This is a genomic window from Rhodococcus sp. KBW08, from assembly GCF_003852455.1.
GTDB classification, from domain to species: Bacteria; Actinomycetota; Actinomycetes; order Mycobacteriales; family Mycobacteriaceae; genus Rhodococcus_F; species Rhodococcus_F baikonurensis.
On sequence record NZ_QAJJ01000018.1, the window covers coordinates 560,838 to 585,163 of the forward strand.

Below are 24,326 nucleotides of genomic sequence, written 5' to 3' on the forward strand. Positions count from 1 at the left end.
TTAGACTGTCGATCACGAATACCTGGCTTTGATCCGGCAATCACCGGGGAGCTTTCGGAAGAACGGTTCTTGCCGCTTCAGGCGACGAGAACTCAGTAGAACCGAACGGGTGGGCCCGTCACAGCTCGATCGAGTGGCACTTCGGGATCCAAGCGCGGATCGGCGGGGTGCAAACGGGGTGGTACCGCGGTGTCGGCGCACAAGCGCCACGTCGTCCCCGTGCCGAGTCCGACTGGCACGAGGAGATCGCCATGGCGAGTAACGGGTATCCCAAAGTCGACTACGGTGTCCCCGCCGACACCGGAGTCAAGTTCCCCGATCTGGAACAGAAAGTCCTGAAACAGTGGGACGACGACGACACCTTCCGTGCGTCGGTTGCCAATCGGGACGGTAACGAAGAGTTCGTTTTCTACGACGGACCGCCATTCGCAAACGGTTTGCCGCATTACGGTCACCTGCTGACGGGGTACGTCAAGGACCTGGTGCCGCGCTTCCAGACCATGCGTGGACGCAAGGTCGAGCGACGCTTCGGCTGGGATTGCCACGGCCTGCCCGCGGAACTCGAAGCGGAGAAGCAACTCGGCATCAAGGACAAGGCCGAGATCGAAGTCATGGGTCTGGCCAAGTTCAACGAGTACTGCAAGGCCTCGGTGCTCAAGTACACCGACGAGTGGCGTGACTACGTCACTCGCCAGGCACGTTGGGTCGACTTCGACAACGACTACAAGACCCTGGACGTCGACTTCATGGAGTCCGTCATGTGGGCCTTCAAGGAGCTGCACGACAAGGGCCTGATCTATCAGGGCTTCCGCGTGCTGCCGTACAGCTGGTACGAGCAGACTCCGCTGTCCAATCAGGAGACTCGCCTCGACGACGCGTACAAGATGCGTCAGGATCCCGCAGTCACGGTCGACATGCCGCTGGTCGCTCCGGGGTCACCCCTCGACGGCGCAAACGCGATCATCTGGACCACGACCCCGTGGACCCTGCCGTCCAACTTGGCGACTGCGGTGCATCCCGAGGTCGACTACGTTCAGGTGCTCGGTGAGGACGGAAAGCGGTACGTGCTCGCGGAAGCGCGGGTGGCTCATTACGCACGTGAGCTGGGGGAGGACCCCGAGGTCGTTTCGCGTCACAAGGGCACCGAGTTGGTCGGACTGTCGTACAAGCCGCCGTTCGACTTCTTCCTCGGACATCCGAACGCACACGTCGTGCTCTCGGCCGACTACGTGACAACCGACTCCGGAACCGGAATCGTCCACCTCGCACCGGCTTTCGGTGAAGAGGATATGGATGTCGCCACGGCAAACGGCATCGAGGTCGTGCAGCCACTCGATCCGGGTGGAAAGTTCACCTCGATGGTTCCGCCGTACGAGGGCTTGATGGTCTTCGACGCCAACCCCGTCATCATCAAGGACCTCAAGGCTGCCGGAAAGCTGCTGCGGCACGAGACGATCGAGCACTCCTACCCGCACAGTTGGCGCAGTGGGCAGCCGCTCATCTACATGGCGGTTCCGTCGTGGTTCGTCGCGGTCACCAAGTTCCGCGACCGCATGGTCGAGCTGAACAAGGACATCACCTGGGTGCCCGAGCACATCCGTGACGGCCAGTTCGGCAAGTGGCTCGAAGGTGCCCGCGACTGGAACATCAGCCGAAACCGCTACTGGGGCAGCCCGATCCCGGTGTGGGTGTCGGACGATCCGCAGTACCCGCGTACGGACGTGTACGGATCGCTCGACCAGTTGGAGGCAGACTTCGGTGTGCGTCCGACCGATCTGCATCGGCCGATGATCGACGACCTGGTCCGCCCGAATCCGGACGATCCGACCGGGAAGTCGATGATGCGCCGTGTTCCCGAGGTGCTCGACTGCTGGTTCGAATCCGGTTCGATGCCGTATGCGCAGGTGCACTACCCATTCGAGAACCGTGAATGGTTCGAGGGCCATTTCCCGGGCGATTTCATCGTCGAGTACAACGGCCAGACTCGCGGCTGGTTCTACACGCTGCACGTGCTGGCCACCGCACTCTTCGATCGTCCGGCGTTCAAAACCGTTGCCGCGCACGGCATCGTGCTCGGCGACGACGGACTGAAGATGAGCAAGTCCAAGGGCAACTATCCGGACGTGAAGGAGGTGTTCAACCGCGACGGCAGCGATGCGATGCGATGGTTCCTGATGTCTTCGCCGATCCTGCGCGGGGGAAACCTCATCGTGACCGAGCAGGGCATCCGCGAAGGTGTGCGTCAGGCGTTGCTCCCGCTGTGGAACGCCTGGAGCTTCCTGCAGTTGTACGCGCCGGAATCCGGTGTGTGGCGTACCGATTCGGAGAACATCCTCGATCAGTACATCCTGGCCAAGCTCGCGACCACCCGCGACGTGATCACCGAGGCCCTCGAGGTCAACGACATTGCCGGCGCGTGCGACGAGCTTCGGTTGTTCTGTGACGCGCTCACCAACTGGTATGTGCGACGTTCTCGTTCGCGGTTCTGGGACGAGGATCGCGACGCGATCGACACCTTGCACACCGTGCTCGAGGTCGTGACGCGTCTCGCCGCGCCGCTGTTGCCGTTGGTGTCCGAGGTGATCTGGCGCGGGCTGACCGGGGAGCGCTCGGTTCACCTGGCTGATTGGCCGGAGGCGTCGGAGCTCCCAGCGAACCCCGAGCTGGTAGCGGCGATGGACGACGTCCGGACCGTGTGCTCCACGGTGTTGAGCCTGCGCAAGGCACAGAATCTGCGTGTTCGTCTTCCGTTGCCTGAGGTCACGGTCGCGGCGCCGGACGCCGAGCGTCTGCGTCCTTTCCTCGGACTGATCGCCGACGAGGTCAACGTCAAGAAGGTCGATCTGACCGATGACGTCGACGTGCACGGGCGCTTCGAGATCGCGGTGAACGCGCGTGCTGCAGGACCGCGTCTGGGCAAGTCCGTTCAGACTGTCATCAAGGCGGTCAAGGCGGGCGACTGGACCGAGAACGCGGACGGCGTCGTGGTTGCGGCGGGCATCGAACTGCTGCCAGAGGAGTACACGCAGAAACTGGTTGCAGCCGAGCCGGATTCGACGGCTGCACTGCCCGACGGTGCGGGACTGGTCGTACTCGACTCCGCTGTGACGGAGGAACTCGAAGCCGAGGGCTGGGCCAAGGACCGTATCCGTCAGTTGCAGGATGCGCGTCGTGCCGCCGGTTTGGATGTCTCGGACCGGATCAACGTCGTGCTCGAGGTTCCGCAGGACTGCAAGGAGTGGGCGGAGCGTCATCGCGAATTGATCGCCGGTGAGGTTCTGGCCACCTCGTTCTCGGTGGGTGAAGCAGGAGACGACGCCGTCGATCTCGGTGACGGTATCCGCGCCGCGATCACGAAGGTCTAGTACCGACGCGACTACTCCGGCTCCCGATGACTGTCTGTATGTCGGGGTGCCGGAGTAGTTTGCTCTCATGGGTACGAGCAAGGAAACCGTGGCGCGCATTCTCGAGCAGTTGGAACCGCTCGACGTGCGGGCAAGGGCGATGTTCGGCGAGTACGGACTGTATTGCGACGAGAAGATCGTGGGCTTGATCTGCGGAGACGTCTTGTTCGTCAAACCCACCGAGGTCAGTGCTGATTTCGGGTCAGAGGCCGATCTGGCTCCGCCGTACCCGGGGGCAAAGGATTACTACCGGGTGCCGGAGGAACGGCTGCAGGACCTCGATCATCTGCACGCCTTCATCCAACGGACTGCCGACGTATTGCCCCTGCCGAAGAAGAAGTCGCCCAAGAAGAAGGCGCGGACGTAGATTCTGCACCTACTTTTGAGAGAACCGTAACTCCCGATGAATCAAGGTGATCCCACACGAAGTCGCAGGTGGGTGCTGCATCTCGACATGGATGCCTTTTTCGCTTCCGCCGAGCAGTTGACCCGTCCCACTCTGCGAGGTCGCCCGGTGCTGGTCGGCGGCTTGGGCGGGCGCGGAGTGGTCGCGGGGGCAAGCTACGAAGCGAGAGTTTTCGGTGCCCGTTCGGCAATGCCGATGCACCAAGCACGCCGGATGGTCGGTGGCGGAGCGGTGGTGTTGCCGCCTCGGATGTCGTTGTATTCGGTTCTGAGTAAACGCACGTTCGACGCTTTGCGCCTGCGCATGCCGATCCTCGAACAGTTGTCGGTGGACGAGGCCTTCGGAGAACCGGTGGAGTTGGCCGGCGTCGGGGCCGACGAGGTGCGCGCGTTCTGCGAAGACCTGCGGGCGTTGATCAAAGCCGAGACAGGGTTGGTGGCCTCGATCGGTGCCGGCGCAGGTAAGCAGGTTGCCAAGATCGCGTCGGGACTGGCAAAACCCGACGGCGTCGCAGTGATTCCTCCCGGGATGCAGCACGAGTTGCTCGATCCACTTCCGGTGCGAAAGCTGTGGGGGATCGGCCCTGTTGCCGAGGAAAAGCTCAAGCGTCTCGGCATCGAAACCATCGGAGGGTTTGCCCGCACTCCCATGGCGGAGGTGGCGTCGATACTCGGAACCACTGTCGGACCGGGGTTGCATCGGCTCGCGCAGGGGATCGACGACCGGCCGGTCGCCGAGCGTGCCGAATCCAAGCAGATCAGCGCGGAATCCACGTTCGCCGCAGACATCGTCACGATGGCACAATTGCGCGCGGCCGTCGAAAGTAGTGGTCGTGCAGCATTTTCCAGGCTGGAGAAGGACGGAAGAGCTGCTCGCACCGTCGTACTGAAGCTCAAGAAGTCCGACATGAGTATCTTGACTCGATCCGTGACGCTGCCGTTCGCCACCATCGACCGCCAGATCCTGATCGCGACAGCGCAGAAACAGGTCATCGATCCACAGGAATTGGGGCCGATTCGCCTGGTCGGTGTGGGATTCGCCGGTTTGTCCACGGTTCGGCAAGGATCACTTTTTCCCGAGTTGGATCAGGATGTTCCCGGCTATCCCGTCGAGACACTCACCGGAGCTCTCGATGAGGCCGAACTCGACGCTCCGGTGGCCGCACGAGTCCCTCAGCGCTACTGGCACCCTGGTTTGGACGTGAAGCATCCAGAATACGGACACGGTTGGGTGCAGGGCGCGGGGCACGGCGTGGTCACCGTTCGCTTCGAAACCCGTTCCAGCGGAACGGGAATCGCCAAGACCTTCGCCGAATCCGACGAGGTGCTCGAGGTTGCAGATGCGGTCGACAGCCTTCTCTGAGGATGTCCTTAGACTTTTTCCGCTTACCGTTGGGTAATGTTGTCGACGATCCTCGAGCAAGCACGATGTTCGACTGACGCTCGAATGTGAACACCCGAATGGATAGGACTGAGAAGTTGAAGCTTCAGAAGATGACCGTTGCAGCCGTGGCGATCGCAGCAGCCCTCACGATGACCGCGTGTGGTTCGGACGGAGGAGACTCCGACAAGACGACTTCGGCGAAGCCCACAACCACCACCGCTGCGGCACCCACGTCCGAGGTTGTCCTGCCGACGTCCGCTGAGCTCAACGGCAAGGTTGCCCAGGCGCTCGACGAGAGTGTTCCGGCCGCAGACAAGGTCAACCTCGTCCAGGGCGCCGAGCAGGATCCCGAGCTGATCAACCAGGTCGCCGCTGCCGCCAAGGCTGCCGGCGCCCAGGTCGAGATCCTCGACCCGGTCACCGACACGGGCAGCGAGACGGCAGCAGCTTCGCTGAACATCGTTGTCAACGGTCAGCCGCTGCAGCAGGGCCTGCAGGCTTCGTTCGTCTACGAGGACGGCGTCTGGAAGCTCTCGAAGACCACCGCTTGCCAGATCGTCGGCGTTGCAGGTCTGACCTCGCCTGCTTGCGCTGCTTGATCTCTGCGCAACACCTGAAACACAGAGCGGCCGTCGACTCCCGAAGGGGAGTCGACGGCCGCTCTTTCTGCGGTAGGCGTCGTCAGTGATGGAATCCCTCGGTGACCCGTGGCCGCGGCATCGGGCTGTCCAGCTCGTCGAGGAACGCGGTTTCCTCCTCGATGATGCGCAGCAGGTTGGCCGCCAGGTCCATGCTCAGTCCGTTACGAACCACGATGCGCTGCACTGTCAGATCCGCGAGATCGTCCGGCATGGGATAGGCCGGCACCAGCCATCCCTTGCCGCGTAGTCGGTCCGACAGGTCGTACAGCGTCCAGTTGGACGTGTGGCCCTCGGCGAGGCGCCACGCGAAGACCGGGATGTCGGAACCGTCGTTCCACAGTTCGAACGCGTCGAGCTTCCCGATCCCTTCGGCGAGGAATTTCGCCACGTCCTGTGAGGACTGCTGGATCGCGCGATAGCCGTCGTGGCCGAGACGCAGGAACAAGTAGAACTGCAGGATCACCTGAGCACCGGGTCGCGAGAAGTTCAGTGCGAAGGTCGGCATACTGCCGCCGAGGTAGCTCACCTTGAAGACGAGGTCGTCGGGAAGTAGATCCTGAGACCGCCACACCACCCATCCGAGGCCCGGGTAGACGAGCCCGTACTTGTGAGCCGAGGTGTTGATGGAGTGCACGCGCGGGAGGCGGAAATCCCATTCGAGTTCGGGCTGGAGGAACGGGGCGATCATTGCACCGGAAGCGCCGTCGACGTGTATGGGGACATCGAGGCCCGTCTTCTCCTGAATGGCGTCGAGAGCCTTCGAGATTTCCAGGACCGGCTCGTACATCCCGGTGTACGTGACGCCCATGATCGCGACGACGCCGATGGTGTTCTCGTCGACGTACTTGTCCAGATCGTGACCGTCGAGGGTGCGGTGTTCCTCGCTGATCGGCACGTAACGCGCTTCGACGTCCCAGTAATTGCAGAACTTCTCCCAGCAAACCTGGACCGCGGAACTCATGATGAGATTTGGCTTTTCGGTGGACTTGCCCGCGGCTTTTCGCGCGTGCTGCCAGCGTCGTTTCATCGCCAGGCCACCGAGCATGCAGGCTTCGGAAGAACCGATCGTCGAGGTACCGATTGCGTCCTTGGGGGACGGTGAGTGCCAGAGATCGGCAAGGATGCGCCAGCAGTAGGTTTCGATCGCGGCGGTCTGCGGATACTCGTCCTTGTCGATCATGTTCTTGTCGAACGACTCGGCATACAGTTTGGTGGCGTGATCGTCCATCCACGTGCTGACGAACGTCGCGAGATTGAGCCGCGCATTGCCGTCGAGCATCGTTTCGTCGTGGACGATCTGATAGGCGGTCTCGGGAAGCATGCCGTCGGGTTCGAGTGTGTACTTCGATGCAACCGAATCCTCGCCAGGCCTCGAGAAGATCGGATTGACGGCTACGTAATCGGTGTGATCTGACCTTCTGGGTTCCGGCATGAACTTCTGCTCCTCACATCAGTGTGTCGCGTTGGTCTGTTTCGTACCTACTCTCACCGTTCAGTGTGGACGGGCAGTTGTCAAAGGGTCTGTGGTCCCGAATCATTCGCGTCAGGCCGAGACGGGACGAATCCGCTCGTTGTCAGGGCGTTTGTGCGCGCAGGCGATCTGCGGCGGCCGATGCCATCGAGTGCAGAACATCGGGGGCGATCGGACTCGGCGCCGTCGCGGACACCTGAGTCAACGTGGTCCCGACTGCGGCCACGATTGCATCGGCGACCAAGGTGAAACCGCCACTCTCCGTAATGATTCGGAAAGCGAAAGACGCGTCGCCGACGTTCGGGTTCGTGGCTCCGCCGACGCGATAGGTGATTGTCGTTCCGTCGGCATCGGTTCCTGAATACTCCGCACACCCGGCCAGCGTGGTCTGAAGTTTCTCGAAAGCTGCTGCTGCCGCTGCGCCGTCGGCGTACGAAGCAGAGTCCTGATCGATGCTCGTGAAATCGGGGCCGGTGAACATGTCGGAGAGGTCGGCGACGGATCCGGCGGCCTGGGTGGCTATCGGTGCCAGAACCTGAGCGCAGACGGCAGGGGCGGTGCTCGACTTGTCCGCCTCCGAACTCTCCGGCGCCGGTGCGAGGCCGAGGTCGTCGACCGGGTCGGGAACTACGTCGAAGTCGACAGGTAGTTCGGAGAGGGTGAGCGCGGCTCGTTGCAGCGCATCACGGTCGAGAGGTGCCCCGCTCAGCGGTGCGGCCGGAGCAGCCGTGAACGGCGCCAGACCGACCTGTGGGGCGGAAACCGGCGTCGTCGTGTCGGCACTCGGGGATTCGTCCGAGCCGCAACCGGTGACGACGAACAGTGCTGCCGTTGCCGTCAGGCCCAGTGCGAGAAGCGATCGGCGTGTCACGATTCCCACCGAATGCTGTTGGAGATGGTCTGCCGGATCACCGAGGAACTGTCCGGGTCGCCGTATGCCTGGTCGCCGCCGACGGTCATCTGCCCGTCGATCGGCAAGGGGAGTGCGAGGTCGACGGTGAGGTTTCCGGAGCCGGCCATGACGTACTGATCGATGTTGAGCGTTCCGGCGTCACCGGCCAGGTTCCAGACCGGGCTCTGCGGGGTCTGCGATACGTCCACCGCGAGCGAAAGCCGATTGCCCTCCCGCGCGGTGAGCGTGACGGTGGTTGTCTGATCGAGCAGGATTTCGCTGCTGACTTGCTGCCGAACCACCCAACGTGCGCCGACACCGACCGGAGCGTCGGGGAGTCCAACGGTCCGGTAGACCGCTTGGCCGAGCGCCTGTTCGATTGCAGCGCGGGCAGCATTGGCCGAGTTAACGGACGGCTTCAACCGTAGGGCGGTGATGGCGCCCGAATCCGTGACCGACAATCCGGCCGCAGATCCGTCGGCCCCGCTCAGTGCTGCCTGCAGCGTTGCATCGGGCGAGGTCATCGACGACAGTGTCAGGTCCACGACAGCGGTGGGGTCGTCCGCGGTCACGTTTGCCGAGAGCGGGATCGTGATCTCCGGCGAAGAGAAATCCTGCGCGGGCTGTTGATCGATCTGCTGACTCACGACGGCCTGGGTGACGAGCGTCGCCGTCTGCGTGGTGCCGACAGGCAAGTTCGTACGCAAAACCTCGCGCGGCTCGCTTCCCGCCTCGAGTACTTCGACCGTCGCAGCGGTCACCGGAACAGTGACCTCACTCGGCGAGGAGGTCGGGGTGTTCGGAGGTTGATCCGAGTCGCCGCAAGCGGTGAGAACGGTGGTGAGAGCGAGGGCAGCGAGGGCGAACGGAACTCGTCGGCCGGTCGTGGACAGCAGTGGCACGCGCTCCAGGCTAGCCGCAGTTGCAGAGTGCGTGACCGGGTGCGGTGAACATGAGGGATGATGGTTGCGTGAGTACAGACCACCCAGACCGAGATGTCAGCGCGGAGGATCAGCCGATTACCGAAATCTCGAAGGCCGACGAGCCCCACACCGTGAAACCGGAAGCCATGAAATCGGAAGATGGTGACCTGGGAGTTGCGCCGGCCGCAAAGCCCCGCCGGCTGACCATGCTCATTGCCATCGCCGCTGTCATCCTGCTCTCGGACATTCTCACGAAAGTGTGGGCCGTCGCCGCGGTCAAGCCGGGGCAGCCGATCGAAATCATCGGTGACGTGGTCACATTCACGATGGTCCGCAATCCGGGAGCAGCGTTCTCGATGGCGACCTCGATGACGTGGATCCTCACCCTCGTCGCCATCGGTGTCGTCATCGGTGTGATCAAGATCGGTCGAACGCTCCGATCACCGTGGTGGGCGCTCGGCCTCGGCCTGGTTCTCGGCGGCGCGTTGGGTAATCTCGTCGACCGATTCTTCCGCTCTCCCGGAATCATGCGCGGACATGTGGTGGACTTCGTCTCCGTCGGTTGGTGGCCGGTGTTCAACATCGCCGACTCCGCGATCGTCTGTGGAGCGATACTGCTCGTCGTGCTGACTCTCTTCGGCTTCGAACCCAATGGTGAGCGCTTGCGTGATCACAAGGCGGACGACACGAAGCTCTCCGGTACGAAGACAGCGGCCGAGGGAGAATCCAAGTGAGGGAATCGCGTTCGATGCCAGTGCCGGACGGCCTCGATGCCATGCGCGTCGACGCGGGCTTGGCGCGCCTCCTCGGACTCTCGCGAACCGTGGTCGCGACACTCGCGGAAGAAGGCTCGGTTCTCGTCGACGGTGTGGCGGTCGGCAAGTCCGATCGTCTGACCGCAGGATCGTGGCTCGAAGTAGTTCTGCCCGAACCACCGCGGCCACTGACCATCGAGGCGACGCCCGTCGAGGGGATGGAGATCCTCTACGCCGACGACGACGTCGTGGCAGTCGACAAGCCCGTCGGAGTTGCCGCGCACGCGAGCGTCGGATGGACGGGACCGACCGTCATCGGTGGACTTGCCGCGGCCGGATTCCGAATCTCGACGTCCGGTGCTCACGAGCGTCAGGGCATCGTCCACCGTCTGGACGTCGGAACGTCGGGTGTCATGGTGGTTGCCACCTCCGAGCGCGCGTACACGTTGCTCAAGCGTGCGTTCAAACAGCGGACCATCGACAAGCGCTACCACGCTCTCGTTCAGGGACACCCCGACCCGAGCAGCGGAACGATCGACGCGCCCATCGGACGCCACCACGGGAACGACTGGCGGTTCACGGTCACGGCCGACGGCAAGCCCAGCGTCACGCATTACGACACCATCGAGGCGTTCCAGGCAGCAAGTCTGCTGGACGTGCACCTCGAAACCGGTCGCACACACCAGATTCGCGTCCACTTCTCGGCGTTGCGCCATCCGTGCTGCGGCGACCTGACCTACGGCGCGGACCCTCGACTTGCCGAAAGGCTCGGTCTCGAGCGCCAGTGGCTGCACGCAGTCTCGCTCGGCTTCGCACACCCGGCGGACGGCCGCTGGGTCGAGATCAAGAGCAAGTACCCGAAGGATCTCGAACACGCACTCGAAGTTCTCCGGTCCTCATGACACCGCGCGGGCTCGCTCCCGCGCTGGCCGTCGTCGCAGTGGCGGCGGTGGTCGGTGTGGGGTTCGCGAATCCCGTGCCGACCCCGCCGATCAGGACGGACACTCTCGGCCCGGACAGTGGGGAAGCTGTGCCGGATTACCTCGTCCGAGCGCGAGATTCGATTGCGGCCCTCGACGGGCCGGTGTGGGCGTTGGTCTCCTTCACGAAGGCACTCACCGTCGACGAGGTCATCACGACGACCAGCAGTTCTCAGGTTTCGAGTGTTCGTGTGCCCGATGTTCGGGTGGCGAGGGTCATGTACCGAGTACCGATCGAGCGCGTCCAGACGCCGCTCATGTCGGTGCCCGTTCCCGACAACGACGAAGCAGTGCGCAGATCGCCCGGTGTGGCAGCTACGCGACTGGCCTCGCTCGGCGGCGACACCGACCGTCAGCAACAGGTCGCTCTCGCGTCGGCGAAGCAACTGTCCGCAGGGTGCGCCTGTGCGGTAGGTGTACTGGTGCGAGCTACTCCCGAAGGACTCGACGCGATCGCACGTGAGTCGAACGTCCGTGCAGTGGAAGCATTGCCGTCCGACGCCTCGCCCTGGTTGGCGGCCGTCCGTCCCTTGCTGCCGGAGTACGTGGACGTCGTTGCTCCCGGTCCCGACGACGGTCCGGTCCCGTGAGCGAGGACAAACGCGCTGATTCCCGATCGTCCTCGGGAATCTTCTACGGCGTAGCGGCTTTCCTGTTGTGGGGAACGTTTCCGGCTTTCTTCGGGCTTCTCGACTTCGCCGATCCGGTCGAGATCCTTGCGCACCGTGTTGTGTGGACCCTTCTGTTGATGCTGATCGTGTTGGCCTTTGCCGGCCGTCTCGGATCGCTTCGCGGAATCAGCGCACGCACCTGGCTGCTGGTGACCGCGGCGTCAGCGGCGATCGCAGTGAACTGGGGGACGTACATCTATGCCGTGGTGTCCGGCCGCGTCGTGGAGGCGGCCCTCGGGTACTTCATCAACCCGCTGGTCACCGTTCTGCTCGGCGTCGTGATCTTCCGCGAGCGATTGCGTCCCGCGCAGATCGCTGCGCTCGTCCTCGCCGCCACGGCAGTTGTCGTGATCACGGTCGACTTCGGTAAACCCCCGATCGTCGCTTTGCTTCTCGCCGGTTCGTTTGCAACCTACGGGTTGGTCAAGAAGGTGGTTCCGCTCGATCCTCGAACCAGTTTGACCGCCGAGGGAGTTGTTGCTGCTCCGTTCGCGGTCGGCTACCTCGTGTTTCTCGGCCTGACCGGGGCCGGTGCATTCATCAGCAGCGGCGCCGGACACAGTCTGTTGCTACTTGCCGCCGGCCCGGTCACCGCGCTGCCACTGCTCCTGTTCGGCGTCGCCGCGCAGCGAGTTCCGTTGGCGACGATGGGCATGCTGCAGTACCTCACCCCGGCACTGCAGATGGCGTGGGGAGTGGCCGTCATGCACGAGGACATGCCGGCGTCACGCTGGATCGGCTTCGTTCTGATCTGGGCCGCGCTGGTGATCTTCACGACAGACACCTTCGTCGCCGGTCGGCGTTCTCGGCGTTCGATGAGGTCGAGCGTCGAACCTGAGGTTCCGGTCACGTGATCCGAGGCGGCACGCTGCGACTCCACGATGGCGGTCGCCGAACGTGTCGGCAACGCGGCATACACTCGATCTCGCTCCCAGACCTTCAGAGAGGCGCACGTGGCTGACTCGTTCGTACATCTTCACAATCACACCGAGTACTCGATGCTCGACGGTGCGGCCAAGGTCGGCGCCATGTTCGAGGAGGCCGCTCGTCTCGAAATGACCGCCGTCGGCATGACCGACCACGGAAACATGTACGGCGCCAGCCAGTTCTACAACGAGGCAAAGAGTGCCGGCATCAAGCCGATCATCGGCATCGAGGCCTACATCGCGCCGGAATCCCGCTTCAACACCAAGCGAGTTCTGTGGGGAGATCGCAGCCAGAAGTCCGACGACGTCTCCGGCAGCGGCGCGTACACCCACATGACGATGGTGGCCGAGAACGCGACCGGGCTCCGCAACCTCTTCAAGCTGTCTTCGCTCGCATCCATCGAAGGTCAGCTCGGCAAATGGCCGCGTATGGACGAAGAGCTCATCGCCGCGCACGCCGAGGGCATCATCGCCACCACGGGTTGCCCGTCCGGTGAGATCCAGACCCGTCTTCGTCTCGGCCACGATCGCGAGGCCCTCGAAGCTGCCGCGAAGTGGCAGGAGATCTGGGGACCGGACAACTTCTTCCTCGAACTGATGGATCACGGTCTCTCGATCGAGCGCCGTGTGCGCGAGGGACTGCTCGACATCGGCAAGCAACTCGGTATCCCGCCACTTGCCACCAACGACTGCCATTACGTCACCAAGGACGCAGCCGAGAACCACGAGGCGCTGCTCTGCATCCAGACCGGCAAGACGCTGTCCGATCCCACTCGCTTCAAGTTCGACGGCGACGGCTACTACCTCAAGTCCGCTGCCGAGATGCGCGCCATCTGGGACAACGAGGTACCGGGGGCATGCGACAACACCGTTGCCATCGGCGAGCGTGTGCAGTCGTACGAGGACGTCTGGGCGTTCCACGACCGCATGCCGATCTTCCCGGTCCCGGAGGGTCATACACAGCAGACCTTCCTGCGTGCCGAGGTGATGCGCGGACTCGACCGCCGCTTCCCGAGCGGACCTCCACAGGAGTACCTCGCCCGCGCCGACTACGAGATCGGCGTCATCAACGAAATGGGCTTCCCGGCCTACTTCCTCGTGGTCGGCGACCTGATCAACCACGCCAAGGACGTCGGAATCCGCGTCGGGCCCGGCCGAGGATCGGCCGCCGGTTCGTTGGTGGCCTACGCGATGGGTATCACCAACATCGACCCCATCCCGTATGGGTTGCTGTTCGAGCGATTCCTCAACCCCGAGCGCGTGTCCATGCCCGATATCGATATCGACTTCGATGATCGCCGTCGCGGCGAGATGGTGCGTTACGCGACGGACAAGTGGGGCAACGACAAGGTCGCCCAGGTCATCACCTTCGGCACCATCAAGACCAAGGCTGCCATCAAGGACTCGGCTCGCGTCCAGTTCGGCAAGCCGGGCTTCGCCATCGCTGATCAGATCACCAAGGCACTCCCGCCGCCCATCATGGCCAAGGACATCTCGGTTTCCGGTATCACCGATCCGAAGCACGAGCGGTACAAGGAGGCCGTCGAGGTTCGGGCGCTCATCGACTCGAGCCCCGACGTCGCGAAGATCTACAAGACCGCGGTGGGCCTGGAAGGGCTGATCCGCAACGCCGGCGTCCATGCCTGCGCAGTCATCATGTCGTCCGAACCGCTCACCGACGCGATCCCGGTGTGGAAACGTGCCCAGGACGGCGCCATCATCACCGGGTGGGACTACCCCTCGTGTGAAGCCATCGGTCTGCTCAAGATGGACTTCCTGGGTCTGCGAAACCTCACGGTCATCGGCGACACGCTCGAGAACATCAAAGCCAACCGCGGCATCGACCTCGACCTCGACACATTGCCGATGGACGATGCTGCAACATACGAACTGCTCGCCCGCGGCGACACCCTCGGTGTGTTCCAGCTCGACGGCGGCGGTATGCGCGAGTTGCTGAAACTGATGCAGCCCACCGGATTCGGCGACATCGTGGCCGCTTTGGCACTGTATCGCCCGGGACCGATGGGTGTGGACGCCCACATCTCGTACGCCAAGCGTAAGAACGCCTTGGAAGACGTCAAGCCGATTCACCCCGAGCTGGAGGAGCCGCTCGCGGAAATCCTCTCCGAGACCTACGGCCTGATCATCTACCAGGAGCAGATCATGCAACTGGCGCAGAAGGTGGCCGGGTACACCCTGGGCCAGGCCGACTTGCTGCGTCGCGCCATGGGTAAGAAGAAGCTGTCCGAGCTGGAAAAGGCGTACGCCGGGTTCCGTCAGGGCATGCTGGACAACAACTTCAGCGAGGCGGCCATCAAGGCGCTGTGGGACACCGTCCTTCCGTTCGCCGGCTACGCGTTCAACAAGTCGCACTCCGCCGGATACGGCCTCGTGTCGTACTGGACTGCGTACCTCAAGGCGAACTACCCGGCCGAATACATGGCGGGTCTGCTGACCTCCGTCGGTGACGACAAGGACAAGTCCGCGATCTACCTCGCCGACTGCCGCAAGTTGGGCATCACCGTGCTCCCGCCGGACGTCAACGAATCGCGAGTCGACTTCGCGACCGTCGGCGACGACATCCGTTTCGGTATGGGGTCGGTGCGCAACGTCGGCGCCAACGTCGTCGCCTCGATCATCAAGGCGCGCACCGAGAAATCGAAGTTCACCGATTTCTCCGACTACCTCGGCAAGATCGACGCGATGGCTTGCAACAAGAAGGTCACCGAATCTCTCATCAAGGCTGGTGCTTTCGACTCGTTGGGTCATCCGCGCAAGGGCCTGATGTTGGTTCATGCCGACGCCATCGATTCCGTGATGAGCACCAAGAAGGCGGAGGCGATCGGACAGTTCGATCTCTTCGGTGGTGCCGAGGCCGACGAGTCGATCACCTCGGTGTTCGACGTCAAGATTCCCGAGGAGGAGTGGGACTCCAAGCATCGCCTGGCACTCGAACGAGAGATGTTGGGGCTGTACGTCTCCGGTCACCCTCTCAACGGTGTCGAGCACATTCTTCGCCAGCAATCCGACACGTCCATCGCTGCGATACTCGAAGGCGGCGTTCAGGACGGCGCTCAGGTGACTCTCGGCGGCATCATTGCCTCGGTGGACCGCCGGGTCAACAAGAACGGTCTGACCTGGTGCATCGTGCAGCTCGAAGATCTCGTGGGTGGGATCGAGGTGCTGTTCTTCCCACAGGCGTACGCCGTGTACGGAATGGACATCGCCGAGGATGCCATCGTGTTGGTCAAGGCTCGCGTCTCGATCCGAGACGATCGGATGTCGCTGATCGGCAACGACCTCGCGGTGCCTGATATTTCGGCCATCGGCGTCGCACGCCCCCTGTCGGTCTCGCTGCCGCTTCGGCAGTGCACCAAGGACAAGCTCAGTGCTCTCAAACAGGTGCTGACCAGACATCCGGGAACGTCCGACGTCCACGTCCGGCTGATCGGCGGAACCGAGATCAGCCTGTGGAAGGTCGACGACGTCCTTCGGGTCGAACCGTCCTCGGCGCTGATGGGCGACCTGAAGGCATTGCTCGGGCCAAGCTGCCTGACGGTCTGACCACCGATCGAGCGCACCTGAACCACACGAAGGGACCTTGCTGCATCAGCAGCAAGGTCCCTTCGTGGTCCGCTGGAGTTCGGGGAGTGAAGTGATCAGGTGGTGCGCGAGTAGTACACGCGCCGTGCCCACCAGGTGATCACAGCGGCTGTTGCGGCAGTCAGCACTGCAACCTGCATCGACTGGGTGACGGCGCCTGCTATGACGAACAGCACGAAGCCAACCGCGAGAGCTTCGATCTTGTACAGCGGCCAGCGAGTACCGGCGAGATCGATGCAATGGTCGGACGAGGGGCGTGATTCGCGAGTGGAGATATCTGCGGTGGTCATCTCGTCCCTTTCTCGGTGGTGCCGGTTCTCGGTGGTGCCGGCTTCTCGGTGACGCCGGGGCGATACGGCTGTTCGAAGCTGTGGTTTCAGAGTAGCCAGAGATGAGAGTTCGGGCAAGCGAACTTTAATGATCGGCAGCTCACTTAATCGATCAACCAGGGGGAGATGTCGGCTACAGACCTGGTCGGCGCGGTTCGGTGGCCAAGGCAGTCGAGGGGGTGTTCACTGGTACACATGCCAATCACAGGTGAGTACGAACCCAGTCCAGCGTCGTGGGCCGCCGATCAGGTCGCACGCATCGAGAACTCCGGTGGCACCGAGGGAAACGACATGAACGGCATGCCCGTCGTCGTTCTCACGACAATCGGGGCAAAGTCCGGCAAGGTCAGGAAGACGCCGCTGATGCGCGTCGAGCACGACGGCTCGTATGCCGTTGTGGCTTCGCTCGGTGGCGCTCCGAAGAATCCGGTCTGGTATTACAACGTCAAGGCCGATCCGCACGTCACCCTGCGTGACGCGACGCAGGTCTTCGACCTGGTTGCTCGTGAAGTCACCGGCGACGAGAAGGCGATCTGGTGGGAGCGCGCTGTCGCTGCGTACCCCGACTACGCCGACTATCAGACGAAGACCGACCGTGAGATTCCGGTGTTCGTGCTCGAACCCAAGTAGCGCCAGCCTTCCACAAGAAACCATTTCGCAAGAATCAGTGCATAAATCACAAGTAAATCGTCACTCGCGGGGGTCGGCGATCCCGACTCCCGTGAGTGTGTCATGGAGGTCTGATGAGTCCGAAAACCGTTGCAGATCAATTGGTTCAGCAGCTCGTCGACGCGGGTGTCAGTCGGATCTACGGCATTGTCGGTGACAGTCTCAATCCCATCGTCGACGCGGTTCGTCGCACCGGTGGTTCCGAAAAGGGCGGAATCGACTGGATACACGTCCGTCACGAGGAAGCAGCCGCGTTTGCTGCCGCAGCGGATGCCCAGATCACCGGAAAACTCGCAGTGTGTGCAGGATCCTGCGGTCCCGGAAACCTTCACCTGATCAACGGCCTGTACGACGCTCATCGTTCGGGAGCCCCGGTCCTCGCGATCGCCTCACACATCCCCAGCGCCCAGATCGGAATGGGCTACTTCCAGGAAACGCATCCCGAGCGGATTTTCATCGAATGTTCGAGTTACACCGAACTCGTCAGCACGGCAGTCCAATCACCTCGCGTGGTGCAGTCGGCGATTCAGCATTCGGTGGCTCGAAACGGCGTCTCGGTGATCGTGCTTCCCGGGGACATCGCCGATTGTCCGGCCGAAGGGACCCCGCCGACGCTCGTTGAAACTCGTAGGCCGACAGTCGTTCCGGACGCCGGTGACGTGAAGGCGTTGGCAGACGTGATCAACGGCTCGCGCAAGGTTGCGATCTTCGCCGGCGCGGGTGTGCGAGACGCACGGGAAGAGGTGTTGGCGCTGGCCGAAACCGTCGGTGCTCCCATCGGGCATTCGCTGCGTGGCAAGGAATGGATCCAGTACGACAACCCGTACGACGTCGGGATGACCGGATTGCTCGGTTACGGTGCGGCGCATGACGGTATCCACGGCGCCGATCTCCTGCTCCTGATCGGTACGGACTTCCCCTACGATCAATTCCTGCCCGATGATGTTCGCACTGCTCAGATCGATATCGCGGCCGAGCGGTTGGGGCGTCGAACCAGCCTGGACCTGGCTGTGCACGGCGACGTCGCGAGCACATTGAGTGCACTGATTCCGCAGCTCGATCGCAAGACCGACCGCGGGTTCCTCGAGGACACCCTCGCCAAGCACAACACTCTGATGACCAAAGTGGTTGGTGCATACACGGATCCGGTCAAGCAGCGCACGCCCATCCATCCCGAGTATGCGGCCTCGATCCTCGACGATCTGGCTGCGGACGACGCGATCTTCACCGCCGACACCGGAATGTGCAATGTGTGGACGGCGCGCTACCTCAATCCGAACGGGTCGAGGCGCTTCATCTCCTCGGCATTGCACGGATCCATGTCCAATGCGCTCCCACACGCGATGGGTGCGGCGTGGTCGAGTCCGGGACGTCAGGTCATCTCGGTGTCCGGCGACGGCGGATTGTCGATGCTGCTCGGTGAGTTGGTCACCGTCGCGATGTACAAGTTGCCGGTCAAGATCGTGGTGTTCAACAACTCGACACTCGGAATGGTCAAGCTCGAGATGCTGGTGGACGGCCTTCCGGATTTCGGGGTCGACGTGCCCGCTGTCGACTACGCGGCGGTTGCTGCTGCGCTCGGTATCTTCTCGCGCCGAATCGAGAATCCCGCGGACATCGAAGCGGGCCTACGCGCCGCGCTCGATCACGACGGTCCGGCCTTGGTCGATCTGGTGACCGATCCGCTGGCATTGTCGTTGCCGCCCACCATCACCGGTGGTCAGATGAAGGGCTTCGCCCTGGCGATGTCGAAGATGGTGATGAACGGCGGCGTCGGCGAGGCAGTACAGATGGCCAAGTCGAATCTGCGGAACGTGCCACGCCCCTCGCAGTTGGATCCTCGCGGCTGACCTACTCCCGCCCTGCCCTGCCGACGATGCGGGGCGGGGCGGTGGGAAGGTTGATCCCCGACGTGCGAAAATGGCGGAGTGTCTAACTCGCCCGATGTCGTAGTAACCAAGTCCGCCCTCCCCGCGCTCGACGCGCAGGAGATCGACGCGGCCATCGAGCGAATTCAGCACGTCATTGCGGCTACCCCCTTGCAGTACAGCGACCGCCTTTCGGCGTTGACCGGCGCGCACGTGTACCTCAAACGCGAGGACCTCCAAGGCGTCCGTTCGTACAAGATTCGCGGCGCGTACAACCTGATCGCTCAGCTCAACGAGGCCGAGCGTGCGGCAGGCGTGGTGACCGCCAGCGCCGGAAACCATGCTCAGGGTGTTGCCTTCGCGTGCCGAACCATGCAGATCAAGGGTCGGATCTATGTTCCGGCCAATACCCCCAAGCAGAAGCGTGATCGCATCCGCGCCCACGGCGGAGCGTTTGTCGAACTGTTCATGATCGGCGAGACCTATGACGCCGCCGCTGCTGCCGCCGCAGAGGACGTAGCCGAAACCGGCGCAACCATGGTCCCCCCGTTCGACGACGTGCGCACCGCTGCGGGGCAAGGAACCATCGCGGCCGAGATCCTCACGCAACTGGACGCACCTCTCGACACGATCGTGGTGCCGGTCGGCGGCGGCGGTTGCATCGCGGGGATAGCAACCTACTTGCACGAGCGGTCGCCCAAGACGTCGATCGTCGGAATTGAACCGTCCGGCGCGGCATCCATGACAGCCGCTCTCGTTGCCGGCGGCCCGGTAACTCTTCCCGACGTCGATCCGTTCGTGGATGGCGCCGCCGTCAAGCGCATCGGCGACGTTCCCTACGAGGTCGTCTCACGTCTGGGTGCTGCCGTCGTGTCGCACGCGTCGTTGCCGCTCGTGGCTCGTCAACTTCAGACGCGCTCCGGTTCGGGATCGTTCGTCGTCAATCAGATCGACGAGGGCGCTATCTGCACGGCGATGCTCGAGCTCTATCAGAGCGAGGGCATCATCGCCGAACCGGCGGGGGCGCTCTCCGTTGCGGCACTTCAGAATCTGACGTTCGAGCCGGGATCGACCGTCGTGTGTCTGATTTCCGGTGGCAACAACGACGTCTCCCGTTACGGCGAAATCCTCGAGCGCTCGCTCGTTCACCTCGGGCTCAAGCACTACTTCCTGGTGGACTTTCCGCAGGAACCGGGAGCGCTCCGTCGCTTCCTCTCGGACGTGCTCGGGCCGGACGACGACATCGCACTGTTCGAGTACGTCAAGCGAAACAATCGTGAGACGGGCGCCGCGTTGGTGGGTATCGAACTCGGTTCCGCCGACGGGTTGGCGTCGTTGCTCGAGCGGATGGAGCGCGCGCCGATGCAGTCCGAGAGGCTCGAGCCGGGAAGCCCGGCGTACCGCTATCTGACGTAAGGGACGCCCCCGGTCAGGGCCTGAGCCGCTCGACAACCTGTCGATGCAGCTCGGGGTCGGGCTGGGGGAGCCCGAGCATGGCCGCCAGGTACAGGCCGTCGCCGACGAGGCGGATGATCTCGGCCAGTACGGGATCGGCGATTTCGGTCTGGAGACCCTTGTCCCAGCTCCGCATCACATGTGTGACAGCCTTCTGGATTTCGTCGTGTTGTCCGTCGACTGTTCGGAGCGCGGCAATGATGGAGCGGAAGAGGGAGAGTTCTTCGCTTTCGTTGGCATCGGGAATCTGTAGATAGAACTCGGTGACCGTCGTACCGCCGGCAACGGCGTCCTCGAGTTGCTGATCCGAGCGTTCGCCGAGTCTGCGGACCATCGCCGCGAGGAGTGCTTCCTTGCTGGGGAAGTGATAGAGCAGCCCGCCCTTGGAAACCCCCGCCTCGGCGGCAACGCCTTCGAGCGTGACTTGGGCGACGCCGCTGACCAGCAGCAGCTTCTCCAGTGCGTCGAGAATTCGATCGCGAGTGTCGGCAGCCATGTGATGTGACCCTACCCGGAAATAACTTTACCGCTCGGACGGTTCACTGTTACCGTAGACCTACTGTACCGGCTGGACGGTTCAGTGAAATCTTTTCGAAAGAACTCAGAGAAAGTCGCAGGGGAGCAATGTCAGTGTCGGCAGATCACACGTCTGCAATCAATCCCGACGAGGTTCGGGCGACAAAGCGTGACTGGGCGGGCTTGATAGTCCTTGCCTTTGCTGTGTTGCTCATCGCAGTCGACGGCACGGTGCTCGATCTTGCGCTTCCGTTCATCAGCGCGGACCTCGAACCGAGCAGCACGCAGTTGCTGTGGATCATCGACGTCTATTCGTTCGTGCTCGCCGGTCTGCTCATCACGATGGGTACGCTCGGTGACCGGATCGGCAGGAGAAAACTGCTCCTGATCGGCGCCGTGGGCTTCGGTCTGGCCTCGATCATCGCGGCCCTCGCAGTCAGTCCGGAAATGCTCATCGCCGCCCGCGTGCTGCAGGGCATCTCCGGTGCAACGCTGATGCCGGCCACCCTCGGTCTGATCCGCACGATCTTCGTCAACCCGCGTCAGCGCACCGAAGCCATCGGCGTCTGGGGCGCGATGGCAGGTGGCGGTACCGCAGCCGGCCCGTTGGTCGGTGGTTGGTTGCTCGAGCACTTCTGGTGGGGCTCGGTCTTCTTGATCAACATCCCGGTCATGATCGCGCTGGTGGTACTCGGCCCGATTCTGATCCCGGAGTCGAAGGACCCCAATCCGGGTCGATTCGACCTCATCAGTGCAGGTCTGTCGATGGCGACCATGTTGCCGCTCGTGTACGCGGTCAAGGAATCCGTGGTGCACGGCGTCAGTGGCACGCTGCTGGTCATCGGCCTGGTTGGTCTCGTGGCGGGTTACGTGTTCGTGCGTCGTCAGCGGATGCTGAAGGATCCGATGTTGGATCTGAAACTGTTCGCCAACGCGTCGTTCTCCACCGCGGTCATCACCAACCTGCTCTCGATCTTCGCGCTGGCGGGCGTGCTGTTCTTCGGTTCGCAGTACCTGCAGTTGGTACTCGGTAACTCGGCGTTCAACGCCGGCTTGTTGATGCTTCCGGGCATGTTGCTCAGCGCGTTCACTGCGGTTGCGGCGGCATGGTTGATCCGCCGGTGGTCGGTGTCTCACGTGCTCAGCGCAGGCCTCGCGGTTGCCGGTATCGGTGCTGCGATGCTGCTCGCCCTCGGCGTCGACAGCGGCCCGCTGATGTTCGTGATCGGCTTCGGTCTGGCCGGTGCAGGAGTTGGTGTCGCACTGACACTGACGTCGGATCTTGTGGTCAGTTCGGTGGAACCCGAGCGTGCCGGTGCTGCGTCCGCGGTGTCGGAGACGGCGTACGAACTCGGTATCGCGCTCGGCGTGGCGATCCTGGGCAGCGTGGTGATGGCGATCTTCCGCAAGGGAATCGACACGTCGATGCTCGAAGCAGATCAGGCGCACGCCGCGCAGGGCACTTTGGGTGGTGCGCTGCAGGAAGCGACGTACCTGCCCGGTGAACTCGGTTCGGTGCTTGCCGATTCCGCGAAGTCGGCGTTCGTCGACGGTATGCACGTTGCTGCCGGCGCTACCGCCTTGGTTCTGTTCGTCAGTGCCGCATTGGTGTTGCGGATGCTGCGGAGTACACCAGAGAACGCGAAGCGCTGACCCGTGCAGAAGTAGCGCTGACTCCTACGGAAATCCCGGTAGTCAGCGTTCGAGTACGACGAACGAGTGCCCAGGCACGACGGTTGCGGACGCGGTCTCGTCCTGTGTCGGCGGATCCCACCAGAGAATGGGGGTTCCGCCGGCCGGGACCGAGGCCGCGTCCGTTCCCAGATTGCACACGATCTGTAATGCGCCGCGGCGCAGGGTGATCCACTGGCCGTCCTCGTCGTAGTCGACGTGCAAGTGCCCAAGCCAAGGATCGGTGATCTCGATTCGCTTCTTGCGCAGGGCAAGTAGATCGCGATAGCACGCCAGGATACGAGCATGCGTCTCGTCGGCTCGCTCGTCCCAGTCGAGTTTCGATCGCAGAAATGTCTGTGGATCTTGCGGATCCGGAATGTCGTCGCTGTTCCAGCCGTGTGCCGCGAACTCCGCCTTGCGGCCTGTGGCGGTGGCTTCGCCGAGTTCCGGTTCCGGGTGCGAGGTGAAGAACTGGAACGGGGTGGTGGCTCCCCATTCTTCGCCCATGAACAGCATCGGCGTGTACGGCGAGAGCAGGACCAGCGCCGCCTTGATCGCCAATTGGCCTGGCGTCAGATAGGCGCTCGGGCGGTCGCCGATCGCGCGGTTGCCGATCTGATCGTGGGTGCACGTGTACGCGAGCAGAGCACTGGCCGGCTGATGCGTGATGTCGATCGGCCGACCGTGAACCCGCTCACGAAACGACGAATAGGTTCCGGCATGGAAGAAACCGCGCCGCAACGTATTCGCAAGTGACTCCAACGAACCGAAGTCGGCGTAGTAGCCCTGGCGTTCACCCGAGACGGCCGCGTGAATGGTGTGGTGGATGTCGTCGTCCCACTGCGCGTCCAGGCCGAACCCGCCTGCCGCGCGTGGCGTGACGAGAGTGGCGTCGTTGAGATCACTTTCGGCGATCAACGTGAGCGGTCGACCCAGATGGGTCGACAGTGTTTCCGTTCGGACGGCGAGTTCCTCGAGGATGTGCGTCCCGGTGTGATCGACCAGGGCATGGACTGCGTCGAGGCGTAGGCCGTCGATGTGGAAGTCGCGCATCCATCGCAAGGCGTTGCCGATGATGTACTCGCGAACCTCGCCCGACTGCGGGCCGCCGATGTTGATGGTTCGGCCCCAGGTGTTCGCCCCGTCCGCGATGTAGGGACCGAACCGTTCGAGATAGTTGCCCGACGGGCCCAGATGGTTGTAGACCACGTCCAGGATCACGCCGAGTCCGCGTTCGTGGGCAGCGTTCACCAGACGTTGCAATCCGTCCGGGCCGCCGTAGACCTCGTGGACGGTGTACCAGAGCACACCGTCGTAACCCCAGTTGTGAGTTCCGTTGAAGCCGTTGACCGGCATGAGCTCCACGAACCCGATGCCGAGGTCTACCAGGTGATCGAGGCGCTCGATCGCGGCGTCGAAAGTTCCTTCGGGGGTGAACGTTCCGATGTGCAGTTCGTAGACGGACGATCCCGGAAGTTGCCTTCCGGTCCAGTGAGAGTCGGTCCAGGACGACTCGTCCAACCGGTGCAGTTGGGAGTGAAGGTGCACGCCCTCGGGCTGTCGCGGTGATCGCGGGTCCGGCAGCGTTTCGCCGTCGACGACAAACCCGTAACGGGCCTGGCTGTCGCAGTCGACCTCGGCTCGCCACCACCCGTCGTCGGTGCGTTCCATGTCGTGAGTGACTCCGTTGACGTCGACCCGGACCGATTCCGGCGTGGGCGCCCAGACCTCGAAAGTATGCACACGATCAGCATGCCTTG

General features: G+C 63.0%; 19 protein-coding genes. 13 read left to right on the forward strand and 6 right to left on the reverse strand.

All coding sequences use genetic code 11. The features are described 5' to 3' along the window. Positions 1-251: 251 nt before the first annotated feature. The 4 genes from ileS to DBV08_RS26465 all read left to right on the forward strand — a co-directional run bounded on the left by ileS (position 252) and on the right by DBV08_RS26465 (position 5,792). On the forward strand, positions 252-3,365 hold the full coding sequence (ileS, locus tag DBV08_RS26450; RefSeq protein WP_124569364.1) for an isoleucine--tRNA ligase: 3,114 nt from the start codon (positions 252-254) through the stop codon (positions 3,363-3,365). Positions 3,366-3,432: 67 nt separating this feature from the next. Next, positions 3,433-3,771, forward strand: a complete 339-nt coding sequence (locus DBV08_RS26455; RefSeq protein ID WP_095969892.1) for a TfoX/Sxy family protein — start codon at positions 3,433-3,435, stop codon at positions 3,769-3,771. A 36-nt stretch (positions 3,772-3,807) separates the two neighbouring features. Next, positions 3,808-5,172 carry a DNA polymerase IV gene (locus DBV08_RS26460; protein ID WP_095969893.1) on the forward strand — a complete coding sequence of 455 codons (1,365 nt, stop codon included), beginning with the start codon at positions 3,808-3,810 and terminating at the stop codon, positions 5,170-5,172. Positions 5,173-5,288: 116 nt separating this feature from the next. After that, positions 5,289-5,792 carry a hypothetical protein gene (locus DBV08_RS26465; RefSeq protein ID WP_124569365.1) on the forward strand — a complete coding sequence of 168 codons (504 nt, stop codon included), beginning with the start codon at positions 5,289-5,291 and terminating at the stop codon, positions 5,790-5,792. A gap of 82 nt (positions 5,793-5,874) precedes the next feature. Here DBV08_RS26465 and DBV08_RS26470 read toward each other — a convergent pair whose 3' ends face one another. The 3 genes from DBV08_RS26470 to DBV08_RS26480 all read right to left on the reverse strand — a co-directional run bounded on the left by DBV08_RS26470 (position 5,875) and on the right by DBV08_RS26480 (position 9,099). Further along, positions 5,875-7,266 carry a glutamate decarboxylase gene (locus DBV08_RS26470; protein WP_095969894.1) on the reverse strand — a complete coding sequence of 464 codons (1,392 nt, stop codon included), beginning with the start codon at positions 7,264-7,266 and terminating at the stop codon, positions 5,875-5,877. 142 nt (positions 7,267-7,408) lie between these two features. Continuing rightward, complete coding sequence (locus DBV08_RS26475) at positions 7,409-8,185, reverse strand: sensor domain-containing protein (RefSeq protein ID WP_124569366.1); 777 nt, start codon at positions 8,183-8,185, stop codon at positions 7,409-7,411. After that, positions 8,173-9,099: a hypothetical protein gene (locus DBV08_RS26480; protein WP_124569367.1), complete on the reverse strand. Its 927-nt coding sequence runs from the start codon at positions 9,097-9,099 to the stop codon at positions 8,173-8,175. Before DBV08_RS26480 ends, DBV08_RS26475 begins: the two co-directional genes overlap by 13 nt. A gap of 167 nt (positions 9,100-9,266) precedes the next feature. Between DBV08_RS26480 and lspA the strand changes: the two genes are divergently transcribed. The 5 genes from lspA (at position 9,267) to dnaE (ending at position 16,016) form a co-directional block, all read left to right on the forward strand. Further along, positions 9,267-9,854, forward strand: a complete 588-nt coding sequence (gene lspA, locus DBV08_RS26485) for a signal peptidase II (protein WP_260395778.1) — start codon at positions 9,267-9,269, stop codon at positions 9,852-9,854. Continuing rightward, a complete protein-coding gene (locus DBV08_RS26490; protein ID WP_007733161.1) occupies positions 9,851-10,777 on the forward strand; it encodes an RluA family pseudouridine synthase in 927 nt (308 codons plus the stop codon). The genes lspA and DBV08_RS26490 overlap by 4 nt, the downstream gene beginning before the upstream one ends. After that, complete coding sequence (locus DBV08_RS26495; protein ID WP_124569369.1) at positions 10,774-11,445, forward strand: hypothetical protein; 672 nt, start codon at positions 10,774-10,776, stop codon at positions 11,443-11,445. The genes DBV08_RS26490 and DBV08_RS26495 overlap by 4 nt, the downstream gene beginning before the upstream one ends. Next, positions 11,442-12,380 (forward strand): EamA family transporter RarD, encoded by a 939-nt coding sequence (gene rarD / locus DBV08_RS26500; protein ID WP_124569370.1) that lies wholly within the window; start codon positions 11,442-11,444, stop codon positions 12,378-12,380. Before DBV08_RS26495 ends, rarD begins: the two co-directional genes overlap by 4 nt. Positions 12,381-12,479: 99 nt before the next feature. Then, the gene (gene dnaE, locus DBV08_RS26505) at positions 12,480-16,016 is read left to right on the forward strand and encodes a DNA polymerase III subunit alpha (RefSeq protein WP_007733155.1); all 3,537 of its coding nucleotides are present in this window, start codon (positions 12,480-12,482) and stop codon (positions 16,014-16,016) included. Between the two features lie 95 nt (positions 16,017-16,111). Here the strand turns inward: dnaE and DBV08_RS26510 are convergent, their stop codons facing one another. Then, the gene (locus tag DBV08_RS26510) at positions 16,112-16,345 is read right to left on the reverse strand and encodes a hypothetical protein (protein ID WP_095969899.1); all 234 of its coding nucleotides are present in this window, start codon (positions 16,343-16,345) and stop codon (positions 16,112-16,114) included. A 234-nt stretch (positions 16,346-16,579) separates the two neighbouring features. Here DBV08_RS26510 and DBV08_RS26515 point away from each other — a divergent pair, with 234 nt between their 5' ends. From DBV08_RS26515 to ilvA, 3 genes are all read left to right on the forward strand, one after another. Next, on the forward strand, positions 16,580-17,014 hold the full coding sequence (locus DBV08_RS26515; RefSeq protein ID WP_065456581.1) for a nitroreductase family deazaflavin-dependent oxidoreductase: 435 nt from the start codon (positions 16,580-16,582) through the stop codon (positions 17,012-17,014). A gap of 113 nt (positions 17,015-17,127) precedes the next feature. Further along, the gene (locus DBV08_RS26520) at positions 17,128-18,903 is read left to right on the forward strand and encodes a pyruvate dehydrogenase (RefSeq protein WP_095969900.1); all 1,776 of its coding nucleotides are present in this window, start codon (positions 17,128-17,130) and stop codon (positions 18,901-18,903) included. A 78-nt stretch (positions 18,904-18,981) separates the two neighbouring features. Further along, positions 18,982-20,337 (forward strand): threonine ammonia-lyase IlvA, encoded by a 1,356-nt coding sequence (gene ilvA, locus DBV08_RS26525; protein ID WP_095969901.1) that lies wholly within the window; start codon positions 18,982-18,984, stop codon positions 20,335-20,337. Positions 20,338-20,350: 13 nt separating this feature from the next. On the opposite strand, the gene DBV08_RS26530 is transcribed toward ilvA, so the two are convergent. Continuing rightward, positions 20,351-20,872 (reverse strand): TetR/AcrR family transcriptional regulator, encoded by a 522-nt coding sequence (locus DBV08_RS26530; RefSeq protein WP_095969902.1) that lies wholly within the window; start codon positions 20,870-20,872, stop codon positions 20,351-20,353. 128 nt (positions 20,873-21,000) lie between these two features. On the opposite strand from DBV08_RS26530, the gene DBV08_RS26535 reads away from it, so the two are divergent. After that, positions 21,001-22,545 carry an MFS transporter gene (locus DBV08_RS26535; protein ID WP_124569371.1) on the forward strand — a complete coding sequence of 515 codons (1,545 nt, stop codon included), beginning with the start codon at positions 21,001-21,003 and terminating at the stop codon, positions 22,543-22,545. Between the two features lie 42 nt (positions 22,546-22,587). Here the strand turns inward: DBV08_RS26535 and treZ are convergent, their stop codons facing one another. Then, entirely contained in the window at positions 22,588-24,309 is a 1,722-nt protein-coding gene (gene treZ / locus DBV08_RS26540) for a malto-oligosyltrehalose trehalohydrolase (protein WP_124569372.1), read from the reverse strand. Positions 24,310-24,326: the final 17 nt, after the last annotated feature.